This is a genomic window from Streptococcus sp. Marseille-Q6379, from assembly GCF_965119505.1.
On sequence record NZ_CBCPLV010000001.1, the window covers coordinates 999640 to 1013478 of the forward strand.

Genomic DNA, 13839 nt, shown 5'->3' on the forward strand with positions numbered 1-13839 from the left:
TTACACTGGTCCTATGATTATCAAACATACAAGAGATACACTTTCAGAGACTTATCTAGATGCTGTGGCTATTCGAAACACCGTTTTCGTTAAGGGCCAAGGAGTTCCTCACTCCATCGAGATTGACGCAAATGAAGCCTACTGTATTCACTTTGTTTTATACGATGATAAAGACAAGGCTGCAGCAACCGTACGCCTACTGCCTAATAAAGATTTGACTCAGCTTACCCTCCAACGTATGGCGGTGCTCGATGCCTACCAAGGTCAAGGTCTGGGGAGCATTCTCCTAAAAGAAGCTGAAGATTTTGCACAAGAGCAAGGCTTCCAGACTATTTCTCTCCATGCTCAACTCGGGGCACTTAAGTTCTACCTCAATAATGGCTATCAGGAAGTCGGTAAAATCTTTGAAGAGGCTGGTATCCAACACATTACTGTTGAAAAATCATTACTAAGTAAAAAAGCTTAAGCAGTAGGTCAACTGCTTAAGCTTCTTCTTTTGTCGCAAATATAGGATAGCCATGCTCAACAGCAAGAACTGATACATATTCTCTTTTCTTTAATGTCTCTGCGATCTTTTTCCAGTATTTCTGCCCTTTAAAAAGAAGGACAAACACTCCCATGCAGACCAAAAAACCAAGAAATTGTTTATATTCAGAAGATGACAGTTTTGATTCTAGTTCTAGGAGCTCAAACAGTCCTCTCAATAGAACTGTAAAGGTAATCATTATAAGGCTAAGTCCACTAAAGTATCCTAAACATATAAGCAAATACCCTATTTGAAGCTTCTTGGAACGCTTCTTGTAGAGTAACTTATAGTCCTGACCGTACTTTTCAAATACAGGAAAGTGAATATCAAATCCTCTCCTCATACGAATGACTTTCAAATCAGGTTGGGCACGATAACCAAGGCAATGAATCAATTTGTATAGTATCTCTCTTATCAAGATATAAGAAGAAGCGATTATAGGGACTACTATACAAGAAAATACAAGAACACCTAAATAGAAGGAATCTTTATCAAATGCCAACAAGTCGACCATCACCCCAAAACACATACCACAGACAAAGAGACTACTCCCGTTAAGCACACAAAAGAGGAGACTCAAAAAACAAGGGACAAGTTTGCTTTCCTTAGAATGTCTACTCGACCGTTTCACGAATCAGCTCCTTTTTCATTATCTCAATTAAAACATCTCTGTCTTTAATCCATTGAGCTCTCTCATCCTTGTAGTAAGTACGATTACTGAGGAAAATAGCTGCACGTTGAGCTGGGATATTGATAAGCACAAAGGTACCTGTATAACCAGTATGAAGAATCCAATCGCCTTGGAGGTCCCAAGCGACACTACGTTCCTTATTGGATTGGCTGATATTCTGCGTCAGATTTTTAGCAAAATCATCCGTCAAATAATGGTCAACAAAGATTTCCAAGTCCTTTAGGGTTGAAAAGAGGCCTGCTGAACCTGTATGCTCTTTGAGCACTCGAGCCTTGGGATCGTGAACAGTTCCTCCCGGAATTCCCTCAACAGTTGGAACAGCAACCTCAACTGGCCCAAACCGTGTTTCAGTCATACCAAAAGGTTGAAAAATTTCGCTGTCAAAGAGCTTATCCAGTGTTTGTCCAGAGACTTTCTCAAGCATCAAGCCTAGGAGAATAAAATTAATATCGGTATACAAGAAAGGTTTATCATCCTTAACTTTGATGGCATTAATAGCAGAAATCAAGCCAGCTTGGTCTAACTCATCACGGTTTGGAATAAAAGGATCAATGCCGCTACTGTGAGAAAGAAGCTGACGAAGGGTTAGCGTCTTATCCACTACTGCAGGATAATAGGTCGATAGTTTCTCGTCCAAGTCCAATTTTCCCGCCTGCAAGTAGAAAAGACAGAGGGTCCCTACTCCTACCACCTTGGAAACACTAGCTAGATCATAGGTCAGTCCTGGAACTACCGGAATATTTCCATCCTGAGTTCCTAGATAATTCTCCTGCCAATCTTGTCCGTCATAAAGTGCAAGGCTGGCACCCGGGAAGATGTCAGCCTTGATGTAGTCTGTAATTGTTGACAATGTTTGTTTAAAATTAGTCATTATTTTGTTAGCCAAACCTCAATATTACTCATATCAGTCAGTGCGAGTAGGCTTTCTTTAGTATCTAGATAACTTGAGAACTGTTCCTTTTCAAGTTTCTCATGCAAGGCAACCAAGTCGTAGTCTTCAGCTACCTTAAATTCTAGAATTTCCAAATCCCAAGTCTGGTCTGGACTCACTTGGAGGTCAGGACCTTCTGCTTTCTCAAAGTGGATAGACAAAGGCAATTCTTCACCAAAAAGATTGTCGTAAAAGAAAGCTGCTTGAGCTGTATCAACAACGTTCAAGGTCAAAGACTCGACCGTAAAGTCTGACACTCCTTTGAAATCTTCTTTTTCTTCAACATCTGCGTACTCGACTGTCTTGAGAGTAGACAAGTCATCTTCGGCATGCATCAAAATAAGACCATTCTCAGGTGAGATTGTTTCAAAAGCATACCCTTTTTCCCCTTGGAAAATAGCCTTGGCTTGGTGATCATCACGCGCCAAAAGGTACTCAATCTCAAGTGGATCTGAAACCTTGATAACCACTTTATTAATTTTCTTAGGGCCTTCAACTGCACGACAACGGTAAGCTGGTGACTCCTCAATCACAAAAAGTGAGTTACGGTCTGTCCAATCTGTGAAGACCGCAAGGGCATTTTCCTCAGTCAAAAGCTTAAATCCTAATGTATTTTGGTAAAAATCAATATTTTCTTGTCTGTTATTCACACGAAAGATTGGCGTGTGAAACTTAAAATTCCCTGATTGCGTCATGACAACCTCCATTCTTTTCTATTTTATCCGAAAAGAGCCTGTGTGACAAGGATTTTCCTAAGAAAAAACAGGATTGTAATTTTTTCACATTCTTTCACATAAATTATGAAAATCATTATATTATATTTACCTTAGGACTAGCTATTTCCTCATTTTAGAGTATAATAGAGACTATGAAAACTCTCGTCAATCATTTGGCGTTTAGACATACCTATCAGGGACTCTTTTTACTGCTGATGATAGCTATCCCAAACCTGGCTTTAGGTATGACAACGTCATATAACAATCAGACTGGGTTGACCTTCACTAGCCTTGAAAGCTGGGGAATTATCGCTGTCAATCTCATTATTTTTTATATTACCTATCTTTGGGCTAAAAATGAAGGTTTGCTTACTCGCTTTAAACTAGACCGAAAGGATACTAAAGCTATTATCTGGGGCTTTGTGCTTATTTTTCTGATGGGAGTTATTGGGAGCAATCTTATGCTACTGACTCACACCAACTACCATGCAGAACTTCAAAGAACCCTTACGACAACGCCTATCCTACCAGTAGCGATTGGTATGATGACTACAGCCTTCTTACAAGAACTGCTCTTTCGTAAGTGGATTTTCACTTGGTTGTCTCCTTATTCGACAGTTGCTGTTTTAGTGAGTACCGGTCTCTTTTGTCTCTTCCACATGCCTACCAATCTTGCCCATCTCCTCCTTTATATCGGAATGGGTTTGGCCCTCTCTATGGTCTACCAAAAAAGAGAGAACTTATCTACAAGTATCACACTTCATGTTTTGTGGAACCTTTACACCTTAGGTGCTACAATTCTGGTTATGACTACTCCTATGTAACTGAGAATGCTTTCTCAGTTTTTTTGTTACGTTCAAAATTTTAAGCATAAAAAAATCTGAAGCACTAACTTCAGATTTTTTGTTATTGATTAAAGGTAGAGGGCTTTGAACAAGTATACAGCCAAAATTCCTGCAAGGATTGGAGCTACAACTGGAACCCAAGCATACCACCATTTAGAATCACCTTTGTGCTCACCAAGAACTGATGTTGGCAAGATGTGGTGAAGAAGACGTGGCATCAAGTCACGGGCTGGGTTAAGGGCTGGTCCTGTAGGTCCACCAAATGATAGAACCAAGGCACAAACCAAGAAACCAACACCAATGTGAGCTACAGCAAGAGATCCATTCGCCATTTGGCCTGTTACAGCTTCTTTATCATACCCATATTGGACTGCTTGTGAGACCAATTTGTGACCAAAGTAGTTGTTAGTCAAGGCAAGGGCACCAAAGAAGAGAAGGAATGAGCCTGCAAACTCATTGGCAAAACCGTTAGCCCATGCACGATTACGATTTTCTGGAGTATCATCATGATCGTCAACTGCTGAGATCGTTGAGAAGGTACCAAGAATATTGTTAGGGTTCTCAGTTTGTACATAGTAAGGTTGGTGAACCCAAACCACGATAGCTTGACCTACAAAGGCACCAAGAAGTTGTGCAATAAGGTATCCAGGAACACCTACCCATGAGAACAAGCCAGATGCAGCAAGTCCAAGTGTGAAGGCAGGGTTGATGTGGTTACCAGAAACATCACCAAACATAAGGGCTGGCATCATAACACCAAAACCATAACCAAAGGCGATTACAATCCAACCAGATTTGTTACCTTTTGTTCCCTTAAGCTCAACGTTGGCAACAGCACCATTACCAAGGGCTACAAGAAAAGCAGTCGCGATAAACTCAGTGAGGTATTTCAAAACCCATTCACTGGTGAACGCTTCTTTTAGAAAATCATTCATTTGTCTCTTTATTTCCTTTCGATTTTACAATAATTTAGACATCTATCATTTTATCAAGTATAATGTCTGATGTAAAGATATTTCTGAAATGTTTACGTATTATTTTTGAGGTTTTTGAATATGAAATTTAATCAGTTTAGTTACATCCCAGTTAGTCCTGAAATAGCTTGTCAGGAACTTCGTTCTTTGGGCTTTGAAGTCTCTCTAGATGCTAGTGCCAAAGCCAATTTTGAGGCCTTTGTTCGCAAGTCCTTCCTCTTCTTTGAAGACACCGACTTAGCTTTGAAAAATTGGATTGCCGATACAGAGACTGACCTCCTGACCTTTTTCCAATCAGACCGTCCTTTGACTGCTGAAGTCTTTGGTTTGGTAGCCCTTCAACTGCTAGGATTTGTCCCTAATGTGGACTTTACAGACAGTGCTGCTTTCCTAGAGAAAATGGCCTTTCCAATCACTTTTGATGGTAGTCTTAACAACCTTCATCAATTGTTGGCGACACGCACACAGTCTGGCAATACCTTAATTGATCAGTTAGTAGCTCAGGATTTAATCCCTGTAAGTAATGACTACGTCTTCTTTAATGGTAAGAGCTTAGCAACATTTGACACTAATCAGCTTCACCGTGAAGTGGTTTATGTCGAAACACCTGTAGATACTGATAAAGACGGGCAGTTAGACTTGGTCAAGGTGACTATCTTACGTCCTAATGTAGACTTCCCAGTTCCAGCCATGATGACCGCAAGTCCTTATCAACAAGGGACTAATGAGCCTGCTTCAGATAAGCTCACCCACAAGATGGAGGGAGACTTGCTCGTCAAACCAGCAGGTGAAATCTCTCTTAGACAACCTGAAATCAAGGTACCAGAGGCAGACCTTACGCCTATCAATCCTGTCACAAAAGCTCAGGAGCGTTTTGCTCACACAGATACCTACACACTCAACGATTACATGTTAGCTCGTGGTGTGGCCTCTATCTATGTATCCGGTGTCGGTACCTTCAACTCAGAAGGTTTCATGACCTCTGGAGACTATCAACAGGTTCTGGCCTATAAAGCTGTCATCGACTGGCTCAATGGTCGTGCACGCGCCTTTACTAGCCGTAGCAGACAGCATACAATCACTGCTGATTGGGCTTCTGGTAAGGTGACTACTACTGGACTTTCATACTTAGGTACCATGTCCAACGCCCTAGCCACAACTGGCGTTGACGGTTTGGAAATGGTTATTGCTGAAGCCGGTATTTCTTCTTGGTACGACTACTATCGTGAAAATGGGCTCCTCGTCAGCCCTGGAGGCTACCCTGGTGAAGATCTCGACACCTTGACTGAATTTACCTATTCTCGTGCCCTATTAGCTGGAGAATACCTACGCCACCAAAAAGACTATGAGACCTACCTCAAAGAGCTAAGCAAAGCCATTGATCGTAAGCATGGGGACTATAACCAGTTCTGGCATGACCGTAACTATGTGCAATTCGCAGATCGTGTCAAAGCCACTGTTGTCTTTACACATGGTAGTCAGGATTGGAATGTCAAACCGATTAACGTCTATCAAATGTTCAATGCTCTTCCAGACTCTCTTGAAAAACACCTCTTCTTCCACAATGGTGCCCACGTTTACATGAATGCTTGGCAGTCTATTGACTTCCGAGAAAGCATGAACGCCTTGATTTGTCAGAAACTCCTTGGTTTAGATAACAGCTACACACTTCCTACTGTTATCTGGCAAAACAACCAGTCTGAACAGACCTGGGAAGTTCTCGATAACTTTGGTCATGATAATGCTAAACACATTCAGCTTGGTCAGGCTGAAGCTAGTATCGCTAACCATTATGAAGAGGAAACCTTTGCCAAATACGGTAAGACTTACCAAAGCTTCAAAGACGACCTCTTTGTGGATAAAGCCAATGCCATCACTCTAGACTTTGAACTGGATCAAGACATCAAGATTAATGGTCGTGTCCATCTAGAGCTCAAAGTTAAATCTAGCACAAATCGTGGTCTCATTTCAGCCCAAGTTCTAGAAATGGGTGACAAGAAGTATCTCGCACCTATTCCCGCACTCAAACGCATGAATCTAGATAACGGCCGTCTCTTCAAGGAAGAAGCCTTACGTGAATTGCCATTCAAGCAGGCCAAATACCGTGTCATTACCAAAGGACACCTTAACCTGCAAAATCGTAAAGACCTTCTTACCATTGAAGATGTTACGCCAAATGAATGGATGACTATCGGTTTGGACTTACAACCAACCATCTACAAACTCAACAAGGGCGACAAACTCCGACTCGTTCTCTATACCACAGACTTTGAGCACACCATTCGTGACAATAGTGACTACGAATTAACTGTGGACCTAAGCCAAAGTCAAATGACATTGCCTTATTAATCTTTATCGCAAAAAATTCCCATAGGATGAGAACTCCCATGGGATTTTTTTATTGTGTGGAAATAAACAAGATTTAATCTTCAATTGTTACGATTCATTTAATATCATTTAAACAAATGATGTAGCCAAGACAGTGGAACAAGACAAATTCTCAATGGACAACTCAACCTTAAAACCAAGAAATCCTCCCTAATGACATCAATAGCCATAACGAATCGCTAGCAATTTTCGCAACTCTGCCATTCGCTCCTCGATAAAGGGAGACAAGGTTAGCTGGTCTTTTCTGACCACTTCGGATATTTCCAGTGACATCCTGCTTAAGATATAGGGAGTGGCTGAACGAGAGTCTGAAAGTTCCGTTCGGTAGGAGTGTAGGACCTGCTTCAAATCAGCATAATCATCTGGCTTATCTCCAATAGTTTCAATTACTTCATCGATGATAGCTACTGCTTGTTCTCGTCTCTCTTTGCCTCCTGCAAACCATTTAAGTCCTGTCATTAAGAAAACCTCCTTATTTCTTTCAACTAATTTTTCAATCACATCTTTAGTATAGCACCCTGATAGTCATATAAAAGCCAGTGTCCCAAAAAGTGGCTATAGGTCCTAAATGGTAGCCAAATCCAGATTGGATGCTGACTAGATAGAGTATTTAAAGCTATATTCCCAATGACTACTCCTAGGATTGCTGATACGACACGTAAAGAACGTAACACAGCAGAACTATTTTTTTGTAATATCACCATTTTTGCTCCTTTTTGCTAGGACCATTTAAACAAATTATAAGGTATTATCATAGAAATGATTGGCTATTATTCTGAATCTAGCATGGCCAAAGACACGAATCTGTCACTTTCCATGCTGCTTAAAACAAATACATCACTTCTCATTTCTAAAAATCAGCTGACTAAGATCATCAGAGAACGATAAAGAAACATAAAGTGACAAGGTATAAAATAAAAATGTTCTTTCTTGATGCCAGAAAAATGTTATCACACATTGAATACAGACAGCCAAGATAACTTGTAGGATAAATATTATGTATTTTCTAGAAAAAACAGATTGTTCCAATAGTAATCCTCCTTTCATGACATATTTTGAAGACCCAGACCTTGCAAGTTTTGTCTATACGATAGAAGAATATCCGTCAAGCCATAGAAATCCTACTCTAATTTTCACATTTTTCATTAATCACTTTCTTATTATAGCGCTTTTATGCACTTTATGCAACGTAAATTGAATAATGTCACAAATGGTTACTATATTTTCTATCTTTTAAAATATTTTTTGACTTGCAAGTAAGCTAGAAAATCACAGAGAATTAACAAAAGCATTAATACGACTAGTACTATACGGTCTGTGGTATCACTGAATGTTAGTAAGGTGTAAAACTCTACACAAAGCACTAGAAATGAGATGACCAGAAAGACAATGAAGAACTGCCATATTATTAACGGATTTACTGAATCGGGACGCTTCTTAAGCAAACGGTAGAGCAGTCCATTTACAAAAATGACTACTAAAGCAAGTGCTCCGACTGCTAACCAAATCTCTGGCGAAGTCTTACTTTTGTAGAGAGAAATACTGGTACTTATAAGGAAGACTGCCAATACAGCAGTGATGGTCCTAAAAAATCGCAATACTCTCGAACTAATACTCTTTAACTTCATGATAAAACACTTAAGCTATGAATAACCTCAGTCAGTCTTGTAAACCGAATAAGCTATTACATTTAACGCTATTCCTTTCTGTATTTTTTTATACTGCTGTAAGATCTCAAGTAAGTCCTTAGCGATTACATTCTACTGGAGATGTAATGCAATAGCGTCATTAGTACCGATACTTTAAATAGGCGAATATACATATCTTTGTTTTTTCTATTACAAAGATATGCAATCAAATATAATACAATCTCCGCTATCATTAGCAAGAATAATTTTACTTCGGGAACATCAGAAATAAGCATTTGCAAGCACCTCACGCTCAAAGGGGCAAAAGGTTACTTTTTAAACTGTGCCCATTTTTTAAAAAGCAGACTATAAAGAAGCAAGGTTAGCCCCAACAAGTTAATGGTATGGTGGACTGCATCCAAACTTCTAAATAGATTAGCGAGGCCCATTCCGATGAGAATGGTAGCCAGTAAATACGGTTTTGAGTTTTTAAACATACTTTTCTCCTTAAAGTGTTTTTAGCTTTCTGTGCAAAGCTATGAGTTTTATTATAGATTGGAAGCCGATAAAAAAGTAGTGACATAAATGTCACCACTTGTCTGACCTTATATCCTTGATAATCGTACACATAAGAAAGAGAAATAGACATAGCCCAATAAGATTTAGGCATTGAAGTCCAAAACTCAGTTTTTCTTCCAAGTTATGTAAGGCAACAAGGACGAAGCCCATAGACATCATTAGAGACACTAGGCGTTTTTTAGTCATGAGTATGGATACCTTTTATCTTTTGAAATATTTTTTAACTTGAAAATAAGTAAGAATATCAAATAAAATCAATAAAAGCATTAAAATAAATAATACAATGCGATCCGTAAAGTCCGTTAGTGTTAGTAGTTTGAAAAACTCGACACACAAGACAAACAATGAAACACTAAGGAAAATACCAAATGATTGTTTTAGCGTCAAATAGCTTTTTGTTACTGATTGTTTTTTTGATAACCGGTAAAAAATAATGTTGATCACTCCTACGAATATAGTAAGCAAGCCTAATCCAAACAGAATCCATACCGGAGTCACTTTTTCATAAAGGTAAAAACCTAAATTAATGAGAAGAACAACTATTGCAGCACTTCCTAGTCTTAATAACTGTAATGCTACTGCATTATTATTTTGTAGTTTCATAATTAGTAAATTTTTAATTAATGTGGGAAAGCATAACCAAGACCAGCTCCGACAACTCCACACCCTACAATAGCATAAGGTGCAAGCGTAAAGAGTGGAGCACCTGATGCGGCACAGAAATAAATTCCCTCAGCAGCACCACTAGCGCTACTAGATAAACGGTCCCAATTGACTTTTCCACCTTCAACATTTGCAAGTGCCTCGAGATCGAGTGTTTCAAAAGTGTTAATTGTTTGTGTTGTCATTCTAACAACCTCCTAAAATATTATTTTTTAGCTTCTTCTCTCAAGCTATGGTTTTATTATAGGTTGCAAGCCGACAAAAAAGTAGTGACATAAATGTCACTACTCGATTTTGCTTTTTAAGAAATCTTTTCGAATATAAAATCTATGGTCTAGATTAGCTTACGCTCCTTCCATAGCGCCTGCTTGTAGGCTGTACATCTTGTGGTAGGTGCCGCCGAGGGCTAGGAGCTCCTCATGGCTACCGTGTTCGATGATGCGGCCCTTGTCTAAGACATAGATGCAGTTGGCATCTTGAATCGTCGATAGGCGGTGGGCAATGGCAATGGTTGTGCGTCCTTGACGCATTTTTGCTAGAGAGTTTTGAACAATAGCCTCTGTCTCCGAATCAATATTGGCTGTCGCTTCATCCAAAATCAAGATTTTAGGCTTGCTAGCAACGGTTCTAGCAAAGGCTAGAAGCTGGCGTTGACCGGTTGAAAAGCTGGAACCTCGTTCGGAAACTGGAGCATCATAGCCTTCTGGAAGTTTGTCGATAAAGTGGTTGGCATCCACAAACTCAGCAGCGGCTTTGATATCTTCATCAGTTAAATCTTGATACATGGCAATATTGGATTTGATTGTACCATGATAGAGAAAGGGTTCCTGAAGGACAAGACCAATGTTCTTGCGCAGCTCTGCCTGACTATAATCGCGAATATCTACACCGTCAAGAAGAACTCGTCCTGATTGGAACTCATAAAAACGCATGAATACGTTGATAATAGAGGATTTTCCGGAACCTGTAGAACCGACAAAGGCGATGGTTTCTCCTTTATTGACAGAGAAGGAAATACTATCTAAAATCTGGTGCTTGCCATCATAGGAGAAGGAGACATTTTCAAAGCGAATATTCCCCTCAGTAACCTTGGCATCTGTGCCTCTCTGCTCAGGTTCATAGGTGCGCTCGTCGATCAAGGCGAAGACCCGACCTGCTGAGACCATCGAGGTTTGCAAGGTTGAGAAGTTTTGTGTCACTTCAATCAAGGGATCAAAGAGGCGGTTAATGTACTGGATAAAGGCATACATGGTCCCCGCTGTGATGCCCAAATAGATACCTCGGTAGCCAAAGTAGGCCATGAGAACAGCATAGCCCAGGAGCTTCAGTAAACTCATGGCTGGGCGTAGAAAGAGAGAATCCAGTGACATGGAACGGCTGGCGTAAATCAGGTGTTCCTCATTAATGGCATCAAACTCTTTTTTGAGGCGTTTCTCTTGGTTAAAGGCCTGAATGATGCGAATCCCTTCGATACTCTCTGACAGTTTGGCATTTATATCTGAAAGCAAGGCTCTGGTCTTTTCAATGATGACCACTGATTTTTTGCGGTAGAGATTAACCAAAAGAACAATCAGAGGAAGAAAGAGCACAATAAGCCCGGTCAGACGAATGTCCAAGATCATCATGGTGTAAAGGGTGGTAACAAATATAAAGATAGCCGAAATAAAGCTAGACAGAATCCCTGAGAACATCTCACTAATAGTCTCTGTATCATTGGTCAAGCGGGAAACGATAGAGCCTGCTGGAGTTTTGTCAAAGTAAGACATGCCTAGTTTCTCCATATTGGCAAAGGCATCTCGGCGAATATCCCTGACAATGCTGTAGGACACACGCGCAAAAAAGAGATTTCCCAAATACTGAACTAGTGTCTGCAAAAGATAAAGACCATAGTAACCAATCAGAATTAAACTTGCCGCCTGATTCATATCATGAAGATAGTGGTCAATAAAATAAGAGGCCACAAGGGGAATAATACTCTTGATAACCGTTGTGGACAAGAGGAAGGCTAAAGCTAGAAAGGTCAAGAATTTGTAAGGCTTGAGATAGGTCAAGAGACGCTTAAACACAGACCATTGGTTTTGATTAGGCATCATCTTCTTCTCCTCCTTCCATTTCTAACTGTTGAGACTCATAGGTCTTGGCATACCAACCACCCTGAGCTAGCAAATCCTCATGACGGCCACGTTCAATGATACGACCATCCTGCATGACTAAGATAAGGTCAGCGTGCACCACCGCACTCAGACGATGGGCGGTAATGATAGTTGTCTTGTCCTTGCGGGTATGTTTGAGATTGTCAATAATAGCATATTCTGTCTTGGCATCAACCGCAGATAGGGAGTCGTCCAAAATCAAAATATCTGGATCCAAAATCATGGCCCGACTCATGGCCAGACGTTGTTTTTGACCGCCTGATAGGCTGACACCCTTTTCACCAATGATTGTTTCAAAGCCTTCAGGCATATCCTTGATGTCATCATAAACTTGAGCTAACTTAGTCGCTTCTTCTACCTTGTCAAAGGAGAGATCCGGATTACCAAAGCAGATATTGTCTAAAATGGAGCTGGCAAAGAGAAACTGGTCTTGAGGAACATAGCCCATCAAGCTACGCAAGTCTGATAGGCGATAATCTCGGATGTTATGACCATTCAAATAGATGGCTCCTTGATTAACATCGTGCTCCCGCAAGAGCAACTTGACAAGGGCCGTCTTTCCTGAGCCAGTCTGTCCAACCAAACCAAGGGTTTGCCCCTTGTCCAAGGTGAAATGAATATCTCTCAAAGTATCCTCATCCTCAAAGGCAAAGCGGTCAATCGCATATTCTAAGCGACCATTTTCAATACTTGGGAGAGGGTGCGCAGGATCTTGAACATCTGATTCCTGCTCCAGAAGATTTTCAATACGTTGGTAGGACACATTTCCTCTCTGTGTGATATTAAAGAGGAAGCCAATGGCCATTAGAGGCCAAACCAGCATGTCCAAATAGGTAATGAAGGTTACCAAATTTCCGACCGTTATCTGACCAGCCTGAATCATAAAGGCACCGACAAGAAGGGTCAAAACATAGGATGAGCCAACAAAGAGTAAGACCAAAGGATCAAAAAGGCTATCATACTTCATGGTATGCATATTCTTTTTAAAGGTCATCTTATTGGTCTCTTGGAAGGACTGAAGCTCAGCCTCCTGATAGCCAAAAGACTTGGTTACCTTGATACCTGATACCGACTCTTGGACCTTATTATTAAGTTCTGAAAAGGCTGCCTGGGATTCTCCAAAAGCTTTATGGGTCTTGCGTCCTAAACGACTAGTCGCAAAAGCCATGAAGGGGAGGGGTAAGACAGCCACCAGTGTCATCTGCCAGGAAATGCTGAAAAACATGGTGATTAGGGTTACCAAGGCTGTGATAGAGGCATCCACGGCTGACATGACGCCCCCGCCAGCCAAGCGGGTTAAAGAGTTGATATCATTGGTTGCATGGGCCATGAGGTCCCCAGTTCGGTACTTTTGATAAAAAGAAGGCGACATCTTAGTAAAATGCTCAAAAAGGCGTGAACGCATAATCTGGCCTAAGCGATAAGAAGTCGCCAAGATATACATGCGCCAAACATAGCGCAAATAGTACATCCCCAGAGCTGCCAAAAGCAAATATACGAGATTCAGAAGCAAGATCTGATTGGTCAATTTTCCCGATGTGATAGCATCAATGACCCGCCCCATAACCATAGGAGGAATCAGATTGAGAACCGAAACCAGACTCAGTGCCAAAATCCCGACAATATACCGGCGTTTTTCTAACTTGAAAAACCACCAAAGTTTTGCAATGATTGATTCTTTAAAAGACAAGTTACTCCTCCTATCCTTACAAATGGTTAATAATAGACCTCGTATAAGTCTCGTA

At 40.6% G+C, this 13839-nt stretch carries 14 protein-coding genes; 3 read left to right on the top strand and 11 right to left on the bottom strand.

Annotation, left to right across the window (positions count from 1 at the left end; all coding sequences use genetic code 11):
* The first annotated feature begins 13 nt into the window (after positions 1–13).
* On the top strand, positions 14–466 hold the full coding sequence (locus tag ACWPVZ_RS04985) for a GNAT family N-acetyltransferase (protein WP_316714801.1): 453 nt from the start codon (positions 14–16) through the stop codon (positions 464–466).
* A 16-nt stretch (positions 467–482) separates the two neighbouring features.
* On the opposite strand, the gene ACWPVZ_RS04990 is transcribed toward ACWPVZ_RS04985, so the two are convergent.
* The 3 genes from ACWPVZ_RS04990 to ACWPVZ_RS05000 are packed head-to-tail and all read right to left on the bottom strand — an operon-like array spanning position 483 to position 2843.
* Positions 483–1157 (bottom strand): hypothetical protein, encoded by a 675-nt coding sequence (locus ACWPVZ_RS04990; protein ID WP_398581429.1) that lies wholly within the window; start codon positions 1155–1157, stop codon positions 483–485.
* Positions 1141–2088, bottom strand: a complete 948-nt coding sequence (locus ACWPVZ_RS04995) for a serine hydrolase domain-containing protein (protein ID WP_148512869.1) — start codon at positions 2086–2088, stop codon at positions 1141–1143. The genes ACWPVZ_RS04990 and ACWPVZ_RS04995 overlap by 17 nt, the downstream gene beginning before the upstream one ends.
* On the bottom strand, positions 2088–2843 hold the full coding sequence (locus ACWPVZ_RS05000) for a CppA family protein (RefSeq protein ID WP_022495893.1): 756 nt from the start codon (positions 2841–2843) through the stop codon (positions 2088–2090). Before ACWPVZ_RS05000 ends, ACWPVZ_RS04995 begins: the two co-directional genes overlap by 1 nt.
* A gap of 173 nt (positions 2844–3016) precedes the next feature.
* On the opposite strand from ACWPVZ_RS05000, the gene ACWPVZ_RS05005 reads away from it, so the two are divergent.
* Positions 3017–3688: a CPBP family intramembrane glutamic endopeptidase gene (locus ACWPVZ_RS05005; protein WP_316714805.1), complete on the top strand. Its 672-nt coding sequence runs from the start codon at positions 3017–3019 to the stop codon at positions 3686–3688.
* Positions 3689–3777: 89 nt separating this feature from the next.
* On the opposite strand, the gene gla is transcribed toward ACWPVZ_RS05005, so the two are convergent.
* Positions 3778–4644, bottom strand: coding sequence for an aquaglyceroporin Gla (gla, locus tag ACWPVZ_RS05010; protein ID WP_037602504.1), 867 nt, complete (start codon positions 4642–4644; stop codon positions 3778–3780).
* 120 nt (positions 4645–4764) lie between these two features.
* On the opposite strand from gla, the gene ACWPVZ_RS05015 reads away from it, so the two are divergent.
* On the top strand, positions 4765–7032 hold the full coding sequence (locus ACWPVZ_RS05015; protein ID WP_414340920.1) for a Xaa-Pro dipeptidyl-peptidase: 2268 nt from the start codon (positions 4765–4767) through the stop codon (positions 7030–7032).
* Between the two features lie 198 nt (positions 7033–7230).
* On the opposite strand, the gene ACWPVZ_RS05020 is transcribed toward ACWPVZ_RS05015, so the two are convergent.
* The 7 genes from ACWPVZ_RS05020 to ACWPVZ_RS05050 all read right to left on the bottom strand — a co-directional run bounded on the left by ACWPVZ_RS05020 (position 7231) and on the right by ACWPVZ_RS05050 (position 13784).
* Positions 7231–7530 (bottom strand): bacteriocin immunity protein, encoded by a 300-nt coding sequence (locus ACWPVZ_RS05020; protein WP_049545907.1) that lies wholly within the window; start codon positions 7528–7530, stop codon positions 7231–7233.
* A gap of 767 nt (positions 7531–8297) precedes the next feature.
* Complete coding sequence (locus tag ACWPVZ_RS05025; protein WP_454381213.1) at positions 8298–8699, bottom strand: hypothetical protein; 402 nt, start codon at positions 8697–8699, stop codon at positions 8298–8300.
* A gap of 329 nt (positions 8700–9028) precedes the next feature.
* Complete coding sequence (locus ACWPVZ_RS05030) at positions 9029–9196, bottom strand: hypothetical protein (protein WP_002884432.1); 168 nt, start codon at positions 9194–9196, stop codon at positions 9029–9031.
* A 283-nt stretch (positions 9197–9479) separates the two neighbouring features.
* A complete protein-coding gene (locus tag ACWPVZ_RS05035; RefSeq protein ID WP_070575405.1) occupies positions 9480–9881 on the bottom strand; it encodes a hypothetical protein in 402 nt (133 codons plus the stop codon).
* Positions 9882–9898: 17 nt separating this feature from the next.
* Complete coding sequence (locus ACWPVZ_RS05040; protein ID WP_070575402.1) at positions 9899–10126, bottom strand: Blp family class II bacteriocin; 228 nt, start codon at positions 10124–10126, stop codon at positions 9899–9901.
* 159 nt (positions 10127–10285) lie between these two features.
* Positions 10286–12034, bottom strand: coding sequence for an ABC transporter ATP-binding protein (locus tag ACWPVZ_RS05045; RefSeq protein WP_414340921.1), 1749 nt, complete (start codon positions 12032–12034; stop codon positions 10286–10288).
* Positions 12024–13784, bottom strand: a complete 1761-nt coding sequence (locus ACWPVZ_RS05050) for an ABC transporter ATP-binding protein (protein ID WP_037599120.1) — start codon at positions 13782–13784, stop codon at positions 12024–12026. The genes ACWPVZ_RS05045 and ACWPVZ_RS05050 overlap by 11 nt, the downstream gene beginning before the upstream one ends.
* Between the last annotated feature and the right edge of the window lie 55 nt (positions 13785–13839).